Annotated in this window: 13 protein-coding genes; 7 read left to right on the forward strand and 6 right to left on the reverse strand. The window is 68.5% G+C overall.

Translation table 11 applies throughout. The features are described from left to right. Window positions 1–45: 45 nt before the first annotated feature. A complete protein-coding gene (locus OID54_RS01485) occupies window positions 46–543 on the reverse strand; it encodes an AAA family ATPase (RefSeq protein WP_329012684.1) in 498 nt (165 codons plus the stop codon). Between the two features lie 185 nt (window positions 544–728). Here OID54_RS01485 and OID54_RS01490 point away from each other — a divergent pair, with 185 nt between their 5' ends. From OID54_RS01490 to OID54_RS01505, 4 genes are all read left to right on the forward strand, one after another. Then, window positions 729–1,400, forward strand: coding sequence for a TNT domain-containing protein (locus OID54_RS01490; RefSeq protein ID WP_329012687.1), 672 nt, complete (start codon window positions 729–731; stop codon window positions 1,398–1,400). Between the two features lie 7 nt (window positions 1,401–1,407). Further along, entirely contained in the window at window positions 1,408–1,641 is a 234-nt protein-coding gene (locus tag OID54_RS01495) for a hypothetical protein (protein ID WP_329012689.1), read from the forward strand. A 378-nt stretch (window positions 1,642–2,019) separates the two neighbouring features. Further along, window positions 2,020–2,523 carry a hypothetical protein gene (locus OID54_RS01500; protein WP_329012691.1) on the forward strand — a complete coding sequence of 168 codons (504 nt, stop codon included), beginning with the start codon at window positions 2,020–2,022 and terminating at the stop codon, window positions 2,521–2,523. Window positions 2,524–2,602: 79 nt separating this feature from the next. Next, window positions 2,603–3,589, forward strand: coding sequence for a GlxA family transcriptional regulator (locus OID54_RS01505; RefSeq protein ID WP_329012694.1), 987 nt, complete (start codon window positions 2,603–2,605; stop codon window positions 3,587–3,589). A 6-nt stretch (window positions 3,590–3,595) separates the two neighbouring features. On the opposite strand, the gene OID54_RS01510 is transcribed toward OID54_RS01505, so the two are convergent. After that, complete coding sequence (locus tag OID54_RS01510; RefSeq protein ID WP_329012697.1) at window positions 3,596–5,428, reverse strand: siderophore-interacting protein; 1,833 nt, start codon at window positions 5,426–5,428, stop codon at window positions 3,596–3,598. Window positions 5,429–5,786: 358 nt separating this feature from the next. Between OID54_RS01510 and OID54_RS01515 the strand changes: the two genes are divergently transcribed. Both OID54_RS01515 and OID54_RS01520 read left to right on the forward strand, forming a co-directional pair. Then, window positions 5,787–7,451 (forward strand): ABC transporter ATP-binding protein, encoded by a 1,665-nt coding sequence (locus OID54_RS01515; protein WP_329012699.1) that lies wholly within the window; start codon window positions 5,787–5,789, stop codon window positions 7,449–7,451. A gap of 7 nt (window positions 7,452–7,458) precedes the next feature. Beyond that, on the forward strand, window positions 7,459–9,156 hold the full coding sequence (locus OID54_RS01520; RefSeq protein WP_329012702.1) for an ABC transporter ATP-binding protein: 1,698 nt from the start codon (window positions 7,459–7,461) through the stop codon (window positions 9,154–9,156). 65 nt (window positions 9,157–9,221) lie between these two features. On the opposite strand, the gene OID54_RS01525 is transcribed toward OID54_RS01520, so the two are convergent. From OID54_RS01525 to OID54_RS01540, 4 genes are read right to left on the reverse strand one after another with little or no spacing between them, the layout of a single operon-like run. Then, window positions 9,222–10,277, reverse strand: a complete 1,056-nt coding sequence (locus OID54_RS01525; protein WP_329012703.1) for an ABC transporter substrate-binding protein — start codon at window positions 10,275–10,277, stop codon at window positions 9,222–9,224. A gap of 3 nt (window positions 10,278–10,280) precedes the next feature. Beyond that, window positions 10,281–11,084 (reverse strand): ABC transporter ATP-binding protein, encoded by an 804-nt coding sequence (locus tag OID54_RS01530; RefSeq protein ID WP_329012706.1) that lies wholly within the window; start codon window positions 11,082–11,084, stop codon window positions 10,281–10,283. Beyond that, window positions 11,081–12,160 carry a FecCD family ABC transporter permease gene (locus OID54_RS01535; protein WP_329012709.1) on the reverse strand — a complete coding sequence of 360 codons (1,080 nt, stop codon included), beginning with the start codon at window positions 12,158–12,160 and terminating at the stop codon, window positions 11,081–11,083. The genes OID54_RS01530 and OID54_RS01535 overlap by 4 nt, the downstream gene beginning before the upstream one ends. After that, the gene (locus tag OID54_RS01540) at window positions 12,160–13,206 is read right to left on the reverse strand and encodes a FecCD family ABC transporter permease (protein WP_329012712.1); all 1,047 of its coding nucleotides are present in this window, start codon (window positions 13,204–13,206) and stop codon (window positions 12,160–12,162) included. The genes OID54_RS01535 and OID54_RS01540 overlap by 1 nt, the downstream gene beginning before the upstream one ends. Window positions 13,207–13,447: 241 nt before the next feature. On the opposite strand from OID54_RS01540, the gene OID54_RS01545 reads away from it, so the two are divergent. After that, complete coding sequence (locus OID54_RS01545; RefSeq protein ID WP_329012715.1) at window positions 13,448–14,254, forward strand: helix-turn-helix transcriptional regulator; 807 nt, start codon at window positions 13,448–13,450, stop codon at window positions 14,252–14,254. Window positions 14,255–14,286 lie beyond the last annotated feature (32 nt).

Here is a 14,286-nt window from a genome sequence, read left to right on the forward strand (position 1 = left end):
GACCAGGTCGGCCACTTCACTAGGCAGGGGCTCACAGCGGAGCCGCTAGGTCGGCCGGCTCGCAGGAGGCTGGTCGAAGAGGTTGCGTTCATCCTCGTCCGGGGCTTCGAACTGCTCGGCGTACTCTTCGAGCATCGCGCGGCTGATCAGCGCTGTTCCCCCGGCATCGGCCGCACTCCGGTGCTCGATGCGTCTGCCCAGTTCGTCGAGTGGGGCCGTGAGGTGGTGCAACTCGACTGCGGCACCGAGCGCACGCGCCGCCAGACGCATTTGGTCACGCTCCTCGCGCCCCCAGAAGCCGAACTCCAGGATCACGCTCTGTCCGAGGCCCAGCAGCTCCATGGCATGACTCGACAGAACCTCCTCCAAACGGCCCCGAGCCTGTTCGTCGAAGAGGTCCAGACCGAGGCCGGTCATCCACTCGTCCGGGCACAGTCGTACGGCGGGCACCCGGTCGGCGAGACGGCGCGCCAGCGTGGTCTTCCCCGAACCGGGGAGCCCACAGACAAGGATCAGCAGCGGACGGACTGTTGGGGCCACCATGGTCCCTCTCTTCGTGTTCGGCTCGGAAGTCCTGCCTGGTGATCCTGGTCGATCGAGCGTTCACAACACACCCGCCCCAGGGATGAAATGGGCCGGAAGTAGTCGTAGGCGGTCCACTCCTGAGAGTGAACGGGATAGTTTTCGCTGGCTTTCCTGATTGATCGTCAGCACAAGGGGTCCTCTGGATGAATCGCATACGTACCGTACTCGTCACGCTCGGTCTGACCGCCGGTTTGATGGGCGCTCCCACGGCGAGCGCCGCACCGCAGGAAGTGGACCTGTCGGCGTCGGCCAAGCATCAGCCGTGCACCGGGGAGTTCCGGGGAGACCCGAGGCTCGGGCCGAAGTGGCTGCCGAAGAAGAGGCAAGCGCCGGTGGGTCCGCTCCTCAAGGGCTACCAGCGCACCGGAAAGCTCTCCCCTTCGGCCTTCCTCAAGAAGTACTGGGACGGGCCGGCGGACTCAGGCGGTTGGAAGTACCCGCCGAACGACGGCTTCGGCGAGGTCAACGGCGGGATCGACAAGGAGCCCACGAAGCTGCGCCCGGGCCAGCGGCTCGATCGGTTCGGCTCCGAGTTCGGCAGCTACCTCGCCCCCGCGGGTGACGCCTACGCCGAGCGCGCACTGCCCCCGCAGAACCTCAACACCCGTGACGCGGCGGTGGCCTGTGACTACCGCGTCTACAAGGTGGCCAAGCCGTTCTGGGTCTGGCAGGGCAGCATCGCCCCGTGGTTCGAGCAGCCCGGAGGCGGCCAGCAGATCAAACTGGACCCGGTGTTCCTCAACCCGGGCCAGGACCAGCGGCTCAATGTGAAGTGGCTGCTGGACCGTGGCTATCTCACATCCGTTGCCCAGTAGTGCCTTCGTGAATCGGCGAGAGGTACGGGACACGCTGGCCGCGGCGGGGGTGGCCGATGGTTCGTACCGCATCGAAGGCGTTCATGAACCGGTCCCCACCCCGGTCGACTTCCTGTTCCTACGGCAGGGTCGGGACGGGGGGTGGGAAACGGGAGTGTACGAGCGCGGGAGTCACCAGGTGATCGCCCGTCACAGCACCGAGGCCGGGGCCTGCACCCATCTGGTGTCGCTCGCCATGTGACACCGTTTGCCGTGGCACCGGGTGACCCTGATGCGCTCCGGACGATGTCCCGTCTGCCCGGGTGCGGTCACCCGCCACCGGTTCCGACGCTGCGCACCCTGGCCAGAATCCGGCGCAGCAGGGCACTTTTGCCACTCCTCGGCCCACCCCTCCCCCTCTAGCGTGGAGGGGTGGCCGCCGACCTGGAGGAACGACGTCGGCGCTACCTCCGCGAAGAAGCCCACGCGGAGCGCGCTCACCACGGCAACGGGCCGTGAACCGTCCGGGGACCGCCCCGGTGGCGGCCCGTCCTCCCGTGGTGAACCCCGACCGTCGGCGGGGTGGTTGGCAGGCGCACGCCATCCACCCCGCACCACCAGTTGGAAGTCACCAGCACCCATGACGAAGTTCTTGTTGTCCTTGCATGTCATTGCCGCGATCCTGGCGGTGGGACCGGTCACGGTGGCCGCCAGCATGTTCCCGCCCGTGCTGCGCAAGGCGCAGTCCGCCCCGGATGACGCCGGGGTGGTGGCGACGCTGCGCGTGTTGCATCGCATCTGCCGCAGCTATGCGGCCGTCGGGATCGCCGTCCCCGTGTTCGGGTTCGCCACCGCCCAGAGCCTGGGCGTGCTCAGCAGCCCCTGGTTGCTGGTCTCCATGGTGTTGACGGCCGCCGCCGCGGTGGTCCTCATCGTGGTCGTGCTGCCGCAGCAGGAGAGCGGTTTGGCACAGGTTGAGGCGGGGGGCGGTGAATCCGTCGGTGCACCCAATGCGCCGACCTCCGTCGGCGCGGATCGACGGACGGGAGCCCGGCTGGCGATGGCCACCGGTGTGTTCAACCTGCTGTGGGTGACCGTGACCGTACTGATGATCGTCCGTCCCGGGTCCACCACCGGGGCGTAGGTCTGATCCATAGGCGTCGGACAGGCCACGGCGGCTCCCCGCCGATGGCTGTATCAGCCCTATCCGCTAGGTTCTGGCCATGTCCTTGGTGGTGGTCCTCGCTCTCGACGGTGTCGTTCCCTTTGAGCTGTCCGTGCCCGGTCAGATCTTCGGGACGGCCAATGACGCACTCGGACGCGCCCACTACGACGTACGGATCTGTGCGCCGGGCCGGGAGGTGCGTACCGAACCCGACCTGGGGGGATTCCGGCTCACGACGGAGTGGGACATGGAGGCCCTGGCCGACGCCGACACCATCGTCGTGCCCGGTCACGCGGGCTGTTTGGACGCTCCGTCGATCGATGTGCTGGACGCCCTGCGGTCCGCGTACGCGCAAGGTGCCCGGCTCGCATCGGTGTGCGTGGGGGCCTTCACACTGGCCGCCACCGGGCTGCTCGACGGACGGCGGGCCACCACGCACTGGATGTTCGCCGCCGAACTCGCCCGGCGGTATCCGGCCGTGGAGGTCGACGACGGCAGCCTCTACATCGACAACGGTCCGAGCATCACCTCCGCAGGGGTGGCCGCCGCCCTCGATCTCTGTCTCCATCTGGTCCATCGCGATCTGGGCGCGAGCGTCGCCGCCTCCACCGCGCGGCGCACGGTGATGCCGCTCCAACGCGACGGCGGCCAGAGCCAGTTCATCGAGCAGCCTCATCCGGGTGAACACGACACAGCGCTCCAGGCCACCCTCCAGTGGATGGAGGGCAGATTGCACGAACCGCTGTCGCTCGATGACATCGCCCGGCACGCTGCGATGAGCATCCGCAGTCTCAACCGCCACTTCAAGGCGCAGACCGGCACCACCCCGCTCCAATGGCTGCTCCGGGCCCGGGTGAACCGGGCCCAGCAGCTCCTGGAGACCACCGCGATGCCGATCGACCGCATCGCCGCAGACACCGGGTTCGGTGCCGCCTCCACCTTTCGTCAACACTTCACCCGGCACACGGGAGTCCCGCCCCAGGCGTACCGCTCTGCCTTCCGTTCGCCGCAGCAGCTCAGCGGGTCGGGCCGCATCCCCTCCTGAGGACGATCACTCGGCCGTCAGCACCCACAGTCGATGGTCCCAGCCGATGTCACGGCAGCTGTGGACGGTCAGACCGGCGCGGGCTGCCAGTTCGCTCAGTTGGTCCGCCGAGCGCACTCCGGAGCCGAAGGCGCAGGTGAGTCGCAGATGGTGGAGGGTTGCGTCGACATCGTCGGTGTCGGCGGCCGTGACCTGCTCGACCATGATGAGCTCACCACCTGCCGGCAGTCCCGCAGCGGTCTCGGCGAGGACCACCACGGCGTCGTCGTCGGGCAGTCGATCGAGCAGATGGCAGACGAGGACGGTCTGACCGCCGCGCGGCACCTGGTTGCTCTGCGGTACCAGTTCGATGCGTGCGAGCACATCGGTGTCCAGGATCTGCTCCTCCAGCAGCTTCAGCTGGGAAGGTACGTCCACGATGCGTACCTTGAGCCCGGCGAACTCCTTCGCCAGGGCGTTGACCACCGTCCCCACACCGTCGCCCGCCGCGGTCAAGGCGGTGACGGAGGACCAGTCGTACGCCGCCGACACACCGGGCGCGACCCAACGCGTCTCCTCCTCGACGGCGGCGCGGGCCGAGGTGCCGAGGCGGACGTCGTCCCGCATCGCCTCGGCCAAGGTCTGGCCGCCCAGCGTGCGGTAGCCCGCGGCTCCGGTACGAACCGTGTCGAGGAGTCCGGCGATCGACAGGTCGAACGCGGCCTGAGCCCCGCGGAGGTCGTACTCCTCCGCGGAGTGGTCGTCCTCGACGAGTTCCTCGCTGATGGCGGTGAGACGGTATCCGCGTTCATCGGTGGTGAAGACGTCGATCGCCTCCAGGTACGACATCAGCGCGGCGAGCACGGAGGGGTTGGACCCACTGCGACGCGCCAGTTCCTCCAGGTCGCGCACTCCGCCGTGGACCAGATCCACCAGACCGAGGGTGACGGCCGTACGGATCGCATAGGCGGGGGCCAGATCGGTGAGGTCATGCAGTCGCTCGTGTGCCTCGTCCTCCTCGTCCTCCGCGGCAGCGGCGTCCACGCCCGGGGCGTGCGGCGTGTACCGCCAGTAGCCGGTGATGTGGGTCCGATCGCGCGGAACCTTCCGTTCCGACGCGAGGTGACGGCGGATCCCTTTGAGTGCACCCGCCTCGCCCGCGGCCCAGACGAAGACCTCGCCCGGCAGCCACTCGACGCCACGCAGGGCGTCTTCCAGCACGGTGGTGGTGCCCGCCGGTGCGCCCTGGCGGGAGAGCCAGGTGATCTCGGCGTCGGCCTCGGTCGGCAGGTCCTGACGGTGGCTGTCCTCCCCCACCTCGATCAGTACGCGCGCCCGAGTGCCGGCGGGCATCTCGGCGAGCCATCGGCCGATCGCGGGCAGAGCCGTCTCGTCACCGATCACCAGCAGCCAGTCGACGCCTTCGGGGTGACTGTGGGACATCTTCGGGCCGGCGATCCAGGTGATCTCACCGGGCTCAACCGCCTCGGCCCAGGCGGAGGCGATCCCGCCCTCATGGCGTACGAAGTCGAAGTCGATCTCACCGGCTTCGGGGTCGAACCTGACGGGCGTGTAGTCCTTGGCGATCGGCCGGGCGTCCGCGGGCCAGTCGAGGCTGCTCACGTTCTGCCTCGGGAGCACCGGGGCGTCATCGCCTTCGGCGAAGAAGAACTTCACATGGTCGTCGAAGCCGTCCGAGCGCAGCGGAGGGAGTTCCAGGCCATGGGTCTCGAAGGCGCGCAGTTGCTCGCCGCCCAGGGTGATCCGGCGCATTCCTGGTGTGACGTCCCTGACGCGCAGCACGGTCAGTTCCCTGAGCACGATGGGAAAGGTGACTACCGAACGGGGACTGCGCGACATCGCTACTACTCCTTCATCAGGGGGATCGGTCCAGGTTAGGGGCACGGAGCGGGCCCCGATCCAACCCTCCGACCTCGATGTGGCACTGTGCGCACGATTCCTGGGCGTCCGGGCGGCGAAGAGTGCGCGCATCGCCGTGGAGAGGGTCGACAGGCCGAAGGCGCGCCCACGGTCGACGGCGACGCCCCTACCACTTCGATGACTCGCGCTCTGCCTTGGACCGAGCTCGTCGGCCTGCTCCTACGGTGACCAGGGTCCGTGGCCCATCACCTCCCGGCCTCGGCACGTCCCCCTGCCCCCGAACCGCCGACGAGGACTGCAGCCACCTGTGATAGCGATCGCGTCCACTTCACCTCGGGTGTTCCGCCCCCTCTCCCCCTCGTCCCAACTGCTGTGGCAGTCCCTGGTGCACGCTCGGGCCTTCGTCCTGCGCGCCGTCATATGGGCGGCCCTGCGCCAGTGCGCCTTCCTCGCCATGCCGTGGGTGCTCGGCCGGGCGATCGACGCCGGAGTGAAACGGGGGTCGGTCGCGGTCGTCGCCGGCTATGCGGGGGCATTCGTGCTCATCGCGATCGTCGAGTACATCGGCATCCGCGGCTGGCAGTTGTGGACCACACTGGCCGACGCCCACACCGGGGCCATGCTGCGGACGCGGCTGTTGCGGGCCGTCCTTGCGATCGACACCGACACCATGCACCGGCGTGCCGGGAGTTTCGGCGATCTGACCACACGGGCGACCCGTGACACCGATGCGATCACGGGGTGGGTGCACGGGTTGACGGCCTGGGTGGTGATCGCTTTGACCGGGGTGGTCCTGGTGCCGGCGATCGGCGGGCTCGATCCGCTTCTGCTGGTGGTGGCCGCCTTGACGGTGCCCGTCCTGCTGGTGGTCAATCGACTGTTCCCCCCGCTGTTCAGCCGACGGGCGGAGGAACTGTCCACGGCCCACAGCCGGCGCAGCAGCACCGCGGAGGAGTTGCTGTCGGCGCTGCCTTCCTTGCGCGGGGTCGGAGCGGACCGGTGGATGGTGGAACGACACCACGCCCACAGCGCCCAGGTCACCGGGCACACCATGCGGCTGGCCTCCGTGAGCTCGGTGTGGGAGGCGACCGCTTCGGTCGTCCCCCTGCTGGCCGTTGCCACGGGACTGCTGGCGGGCGGCCATGCGGTGATCGACGGTCGGATCACCGTCGGCGCGCTGACCACGTTCGTCCTGTGGATGGGCACGGTGTCACTGGCCGTCAATGTCGTGATCGCACGGCTCGGTGACCGTACGGAAGCACGGGTGGCGGCCGTTCGTATCGCCGACGTCCTGGCCCTGGCGCCGGAGTCGGGGAGCGGTGCGTCGGTGGAGGTGCCCCGTGGTGCGCTGCGGGTCGAGGCGTTGACGGTCAACCGACCGGGCCGCTCGCCGATCGGACCACTGGAGTTGACCGCCGTGCCGGGTGAGTGGGTGGTCCTCACCGGGGCGACAGGCTCGGGCAAAAGCACCCTCCTGCGGGCGATCGCCGGACTCGTCCCGGCCTCGGGCACGGTCAAGATCGCGGATGTTTCCATGGCCGGGCTCTGTTCCGACGATGTCTTTCGGACCGTCGGTTTCGTACCGGAGGGTCCGCTGTTGCTCCACGGGACGGTGACCGAGAATCTACTGCTCGGCGGGGATCGGACGGAAGCGGACATCGAGCGCGCCGCGCGGGCCGCCGGGCTGGATCTGGCCCTCGCGGGCTTGACCGACGGCCATGACACCCAGGTCGGCGAGCGCGGAGGGGCCCTGTCCGGGGGCCAACGACAGTTGGTCACCCTGGCCCGGACGCTGTTGCGCGACTGTCCCGTCCTGCTCCTGGACGATGTGACCTCCGCATTGGACGCGGGCACCGAAGCACAGGTGTTGGAGCGGTTGCGAGGCGCCACGGCCGACCGCGTGGTCGTGTTTGCCACTCATTCACCGGCCGTTCGCGCCATGGCCGACCGTGAGGTCGTCCTCCACGACGGCCACATCGACCGGGGGTCGCTCCATGTCTGATCAGCCGATGACGTCCGCATCGCTCGTCCTGAGCGATCTTCCCGACCAGCGTGCGGTCTTCCGGCGTGCGGCGCCCTTCCTCCGTGGGCACCGCACGGGGCTCGTGGCCGCGGTGCTCCTCACACTCGCCGGTGCAGGGTTGGCCGTCGCCGTGACCGCTGTGATCGGTCGCCTGGTGGACGCTGCGGGCAACGGGGACCGGCCCGGGCTGCTCCGCTGGGTGCTGGCGCTGTTCGCCCTGGTCGCGGCGAGCGGAGTGCTGACCTGGCTGTCGCGCTATTGGTTGATACGGGTCGGCGAGTATGTGTTGGCGGGGATGCGTGACCGCGCGACCGCTTCGGTGGGGTCGGCTCCGTTGCGGTTCGTGGAGTCCCATCGCCGTGGCGAGTTGCTGCGCAGATTGACCGGGGAGATCAACGGCCTGGCGTCCTTCGTCGGGACCACCCTGCCCGATCTGGCCGCCGCGATCGCGGTGCTCGCCTTCACGGTCATAATGCTGGCCCTGTACTCCTGGCTGCTGACGGTCGGCCTGCTGGTGGTGTTTGTCCCACTGGCCACAGTGATTGTCCGAGGGTTCCAGGTGCGCGCGGGACCGGCGTACGCGGAGGTGGCCGCGGCCGAGGCGGCGATGGCTGCCACCTTCTCCGAGTCGCTGCCGGCGCAGGAGCAGTTGCGTATCAGCGGTGCCGTGCCTCGGTGGTTGGCCCGGTTCGGCCATGACAACGATCGCTTGCTCAAGGCCCAGACCGTCCAGATACGCACCGAGCTCAGGCTCGACCGGCTCGCTCTGCTCCAAGCGGTCTGCGTGGGCGGGTTGTTGACCGTCAGCGCGGTGTTGGTGGGGCGGGGGACATTGAGTGTGGGGACGGCCGTGGTGTTCGTGTTGGCGACCCGGGACATCTTCAACCGCTTCGAGAGCGTCGCTGCGGCCATCGGTGAGGCCCGGGAAGCACATGTGCACCTGGCGCGGCTGCTCGATCTCCTGCGGGCGACCGAACAACCCTCCGAGCCCGCCGATGCGCCCGAACTACCGTCGCGGGGTGCGCTCACCCTCGATGCGGTCGGCTTCTCGTACGCACCGGGCAGCGCGGTGCTCGACGGGATGTCGTTGACCGTCGCGAGTGGGGAGCGGCTGGTGGTGGCCGGGGAGACGGGTTCCGGGAAGTCCACCCTCGGCAAGCTGCTGGCCGGCCTCTACCGACCCGATCGAGGTGTGGTGGCCTTCGCGGGGCATGACCTGGCCGGGTTGGGTCATGAGCGGCTGCGGACCAGGATCGTTCTGGTGCCCCAGGAGGTGGCGTTGGTGGACGGCACCCTGGTCGAGAATCTGGCGTTGGTGTCGGGTCGGCCGGATCGAGCACGGATCGAAGGGGCCGTCGAGCAGTTGGGATTGAGCAACTGGGTGGCCTCCCTGCCGGACGGCCTGGACACCCGGGTGGGCACCCGGACGCTGTCGGCGGGAGAGCGGCAGTTGGTGGCGATCACCCGGGCGGTGTTGGCCGATCCCGCGGTGCTGATCCTCGATGAGGCAACGGCGGGCGTCGACGCGGGAACGGCGGCCACGATCGAGGAGGCGCTGTCGGTGGCGGCCGCCGACCGCACGCTCATCGTGATCGCGCATCGCGCGGACACCATCGGCCGGGGCCGGCTGCTGCTGTCGATGCCCGAAGGACGGGTGACACCCGTGGTGGATGTGCGCTCCTAGCGGACCTCGACGAGAAGGCTCCGGACCGTGTCACGGTCCGGAGCCTTCTCGTGATGGAGGGGCGGCTACTTCCCTGCCACCGCCTTGACCAGGATCGGCGTCAGCTCCTCGACGACCCAGGTGGCGCTGAGGGCGTCCGGGTAGGCGATGGAGGAGGCCAGGGTGTTGTCCGAGGGGATGACCGCGTAGTTCTTCTTCTTCACCACGTTCAGGGACTGGAAGAGCTTGTTGGTCTCCAGCTCGGACGCGTTCAGCAGGCCCTCGTCGCCGAACGGGTAGGTGATCAGCAGGAGGTCGGCCTCCAGTTCGTCGAGCTTCTCCAGGCTGACGCTGTTGTTCTTGGCGCTGTAGTCCTTCGCCTTGGCGGTCTTCTGGAGGCCGAGCTTCTCGAAGATGCCCGCGTCCTGGTCGGCGTAGGACATGAACGTGATCTGCTCGGGGTGGACGACGCTGTAGGTGTACCTCTTGCCCTTGAGCTGGGGGTTGGCCGCCGCGGCGTCGGCGATGGCCTTCTCGTTGGCGGCGATCACCTCATCGGCCTTCGCGCTGAGCCCGAGGGCCTTCGCGGCGCCCTTCAAACGCTCCTGCCAGGGCAGGGTGTCCGCGTGCTTCTTGTCCGTGTAGGTCACGACGGGGGCAATCGGCTTCAGCTTGGCGTAGGAGCCGTCCATGTCCCAGCTGTTCATGCCCAGGATGAGGTCCGGCGCCTCGGCGGCGATGGCCTCGAAGTCGATGCCGTCCGCGTCGTCGTACGTCTTCAGCTTGTCGACGTTCAGCTTGTCCATGGCGCGCTGCTTGTACTCGGCGACCTTGTCGCCGTCCTCGATGTCCGGTGTGATGACCGGGACGAGGCCGAGGGCCAGGGCGATGGAGGTGTCACCGTCGGAGACGGTGGCGACCCGGAGCGGCTTCTTCTCCACGACGGTCTTGTCCCATGCGTTGGGCATGGTCAGCGGGTACTGGTCGGAGCCGGCGGCGGCCTTCTTGTCGCCGGTCTTGTCGGAGGAGTCGCTGCTGTCGTTGGAACCGCAGGCGGTGACGAGGCTCAGGCAGGCGGCGGAGGCCACCAGCACGCGTACCGTGCCGCGACGTGCCGAACGAGGGTGGGTGGTGCGGTTCATTTCCTACTTCTCCTGGGTGAGGTCGCGCCGGCCCAGGGGAAAGATCTGGGGCCGGGCGGTGCGTGGGTGGGGGACGACGATGCACTGCAGTCCGAACACGTCGGCGACGGTCTGTTCGGTGAGGACTTCGTCGGGGGTGCCCTGGCGGACGATGGAGCCGTCGCGCATGGCGATGATCGAAGAGGCGTACAGCGCGGCCTGGTTGAGGTCGTGCGAGACGAGGACGATGGTCTTGCCGGTCTGTTCGTTGAGATCGGCGAGCAGGTCCATCACCTCGATCTGGTGGGCGATGTCGAGATAGGTGGTCGGCTCGTCGAGGAGCAGGGTCGGGGTGTCCTGGGCGAGGGCGAGGGCGATCCACACCCGCTGGCGCTGTCCGCCGGAGAGCTGGTCGACGGGACGGTCGACGAGTTCGGCCGTACCCGTGGCCATCAGGGCGTCCACGATGAGGACCTCATCGGCGTCGGTGCGGCGCTGGCCGAACTGCCGATGTGGATGGCGCCCTCGCCAGACCAGGTCACCCACCGTGATGCTCTCTGGAGCGATCGGTGACTGGGGCAGGATGCCCAGCCGACGTGCGACCTCGCGCGTGGGCATCGAGTGGATATCGGAGCCTTCGAGCAACACCGAACCGGCGGCGATCGGCAGCAGGCGTGCCATGGACTTCAGCAGGGTGGACTTGCCGCAGGCGTTGGGGCCGACCAGCGCGGTGATCTTCCCCGCTTCGATGGCGACGGACAGGTCCTTGCTGATGAGGGACTTGCCGTAGCCGGTGCTGATCTGCCGGGCTTCGAGTTGGTCGGTCATAGCGTGGCCTCCGGCCTGCGCCGAAGGATCAGCCAGACGAAGTAGGGCGCGCCCAGGAGCGCGGTGAGGGCCCCGGTCGGTACCGGGCTGATCAGTGGTGCGTTCTGGGCGAGGACATCGGCGCCGAGGACGATGGCCGCACCGATGAGGGCGGAGAGCCCCACGGCGCGATCGGCGCCCACCAGGCGTACCGCGATCGGGCCGCTGATCAGCGAGACGAAGCCGATCGGACCGACGATGCTGGTTGCGAGAGCTGCGGCGGCAGCACCTAGCAGCAGTGCCGCGAGACGCGTCCGGGGGACGGACGTACCGAGTCCGGTGGCGAGTTCATCGCCCAGGGACATGCTGCCGAGCGAGCGGTTGAGCAGCACGGCACAGATCCCGCAGGCCACCGTTCCGACGGCGAGCACGGTGACACCGTCCCAGTCGGCGGCGCTGACGCTGCCGATGAGCCAGCGCATGGCGACGGCGAGGCTGTGTTTGTCGGCGACCGTGAGCAGGTAGTTGGTGTACGCAATGCAGATCGCACTCATGCCGATGCCGATGAGTACCAGTCGATAGGTGTCGACGCCTCCCCTGCGCAGGCTCAGTGCGTGGATGATCGCGAGCAGGACGAACGATCCGAGGATCGCGGCCACCGGAGCACCGAAGGCGAGGGCGGGTGCGAAGAGGAAGACGGTGGTGGCGCCCGCCCCGGCGCCCGCGGAGATGCCGATGATGTCGGGGGTGGCGAGGGGGTTGCGGATCAGCCTCTGGTAGATCGCGCCGGAGAGACCGAAGAGGGCACCGGAGAGCAGGGCGGCGAGGGCGCGCGGAACCCTGATCTGGAAGATCATGTAGTCCGCGAGTCCGGTGCGCAGACCGAAGGCCGCTGGCAGTACGTCAGAGGGGTCGACCCTGCCCACGCCGCCGAGGAGCACGGAGGCGACCAGCAGCCCCACCAGCACCGCGGCCAGGGTGGTGACGGTGAGCGCAGTGCGGCGGGTCTTGGCGCGGTGTGCACTGCGCAGCCGGTCCTTGATGGCGGCACGGGTCGTCGTCTTGTCCGGGACGGTCCGGGTGTCGAGGATCGTCATCACATCCGCACCAGGTCCCCGCGGCGGGCGAGCCACACGAAGAACGGGGTTCCGACCGCGGCGGTCATGACCGCGACTTGGACCTCTCCGTTATCGAGTACGAGTCGTCCGGCGGTGTCGGCGGCGGTGAGCAGGATCGCACCCAGGGCCATGGAGACGGGGAGCGACCATCGGTGGTCGGCCCCCACCAGCATCCGAGCGCAGTGGGCGGCGACCAGACCGACGAAGGCGACGGGCCCGACGGCGGCTGTGGCGGTGGCGCACAGCAGTACGGCGATGGCGGCTGCGGCGAGCCGGGACCGTTCGACGCGAATGCCGAGCCCCCGGGCGGTCTCATCACCGAGACTGAGAATGTTGAGGGTGCGCCCGAGCGGTAGGGCGAGGAGCAGTCCGACGATGGCGAAGGGGGCGATCTCGCCCATGATCGAGCCTCTGCCGGTGAGTTGACCCACGGACCAGAAACGCAAGTGGGCGTAGACGGCCTCATCGCGCGCCACGAGCAGGGTGATGAGCGAGGACATCACGGCCGCGACGGCGACTCCCGCGAGGACGAGTCCGACGGTGGAACTGCCGGCGTTGGTTCGGATGCCGATCAGATAGACGAGCGCGGCGGTGAAGCCGGCGCCGATCAGTGCCAGCCAGAAGTAGGCGGTCACGCCGGAGAGGCCGAAGAGGACGATGCCGAGGACGACGAACATGGCCGCCCCCTGCTCGATACCGAGGATGCCGGGGTCGGAGAGCGGATTCATGGTCAGGGCCTGCATGATGAGCCCGGAGCCGCCGAGAGCTGCTCCCACGGCGAGGCCGAGGAAGCTGCGCGGTATGCGCTCCGTCCACAGCACATGGGAGTTGAAGCCGGTGCCGTCCGGGTCCAGCAGGATGCTGATGACTTCGGCGGGCGCGATGGAACGGGCACCGAGGCCGATGCTGCCGATCAGCACGGCGACCAGGGTGATGAGGCTCAGCACCGCCACCGTCGTACCGCGCGAGGACTTGGTCCTCGCCGGTGGCGGTGGTGACGTCGCCAGCGGGGACGTGTCAGTCATGGGTCTGCTCTGGGCTCCTTACCTGGACAAGCGACAGGTAAGGTTACCCTTACTGCGATTCCGGGCAGTCCAAGGCCGGAGTCAGATCGTTCACACTCAGGGGTCAGATTGACCCCGCCGCCTGGAGGTTGTCGTGGCCAAGAGCGCCCTGTTGTCCGAGGCCGGGACCACGGAAGAGTCCCGGACGTTTTCCACTCATCCAGCACCTTCGACCGTTTTGCCCTCCATGGTGACCCCGTCCATGGCGACCGACCTCCCGGTGTCGGACGTCCTTTCGGTGGGATCCGGGGCACTGGACGGAGCGCCGGCGGCTGCTCTGCCCTCCGTGGATTCCGTGGATGACGACTTCATCGCCGCCGGCGGGCACCCCACCCACGTACACGACTTCCACCAGTTCCTGTATGTACCGCTCGGCCGGATCGTCATCACGGCGCTGGGGCGGGACTACGAGTTGTCCCCGTCCGTGGCCCTGTGGATACCGGCCGGAATCCCGCACAGCGCCCGCTTCGACCTCGACTCCCTGTTCGTCGTCGAGACGTTCACCACCGAGCGCCACCACCTGCCGTACGCGGAGACGACGGTCGTCAACGTCACGGACACCCAGCGCCGGATGCTGTTGGGGCGGATGCGCTGCTCGGAGTCGCACCACGATGACTCAGCTGTCTTCGCCGCCCTGTCGAACGGTCATCCGGACTGCCTTCCCCTGCCCCAGCCCACCAGTCACGCGGCCAGCACGGTGGCCAGGGCACTCATCCGGATGCCCAGCGATCCCCGCACGGCCACCGAGTGGGCGGAGAGCCTCTACACGAACTCGACCAGCCTGCGCCGTGCCTTTCGGGCCGAGACCGGGCTGGCGTTCTCCGAGTGGCGCACCCGCCTGCGGCTCAACCACTCGCTCGACCTGCTCGCCCAGGGGCATCTGGTGAGCACGGTGGCGGCGCGGGTCGGATTCGTCAGCACGAACGGCTACATCCTCGCCTTCCGCAAGTACTTCGACCAGACGCCCGGCGCCTATGTACGTCGAACGTCCCCCGCGTCGGCGGCTTGAGGGTCCGTCGCGTGCAGACCTGGATGTCCGCC

The organism is Streptomyces sp. NBC_00690 (assembly GCF_036226685.1).
GTDB lineage: Bacteria > Actinomycetota > Actinomycetes > Streptomycetales > Streptomycetaceae > Streptomyces.

Coding starts and splice junctions, on each gene's coding strand:
- OID54_RS01505 (WP_329012694.1), top strand. CDS start 2,603: ATGTCCTTGGTGGTGGTCCTCGCTCTCGACGGTGTCGTTCCCTTTGAG.
- OID54_RS01520 (WP_329012702.1), top strand. CDS start 7,459: ATGACGTCCGCATCGCTCGTCCTGAGCGATCTTCCCGACCAGCGTGCG.
- OID54_RS01530 (WP_329012706.1), bottom strand. CDS start 11,084: ATGACCGACCAACTCGAAGCCCGGCAGATCAGCACCGGCTACGGCAAG.
- OID54_RS01535 (WP_329012709.1), bottom strand. CDS start 12,160: ATGACGATCCTCGACACCCGGACCGTCCCGGACAAGACGACGACCCGT.
- OID54_RS01510 (WP_329012697.1), bottom strand. CDS start 5,428: ATGTCGCGCAGTCCCCGTTCGGTAGTCACCTTTCCCATCGTGCTCAGG.
- OID54_RS01540 (WP_329012712.1), bottom strand. CDS start 13,206: ATGACTGACACGTCCCCGCTGGCGACGTCACCACCGCCACCGGCGAGG.
- OID54_RS01485 (WP_329012684.1), bottom strand. CDS start 543: ATGGTGGCCCCAACAGTCCGTCCGCTGCTGATCCTTGTCTGTGGGCTC.
- OID54_RS01545 (WP_329012715.1), top strand. CDS start 13,448: ATGGCGACCGACCTCCCGGTGTCGGACGTCCTTTCGGTGGGATCCGGG.
- OID54_RS01525 (WP_329012703.1), bottom strand. CDS start 10,277: ATGAACCGCACCACCCACCCTCGTTCGGCACGTCGCGGCACGGTACGC.
- OID54_RS01490 (WP_329012687.1), top strand. CDS start 729: ATGAATCGCATACGTACCGTACTCGTCACGCTCGGTCTGACCGCCGGT.
- OID54_RS01500 (WP_329012691.1), top strand. CDS start 2,020: ATGACGAAGTTCTTGTTGTCCTTGCATGTCATTGCCGCGATCCTGGCG.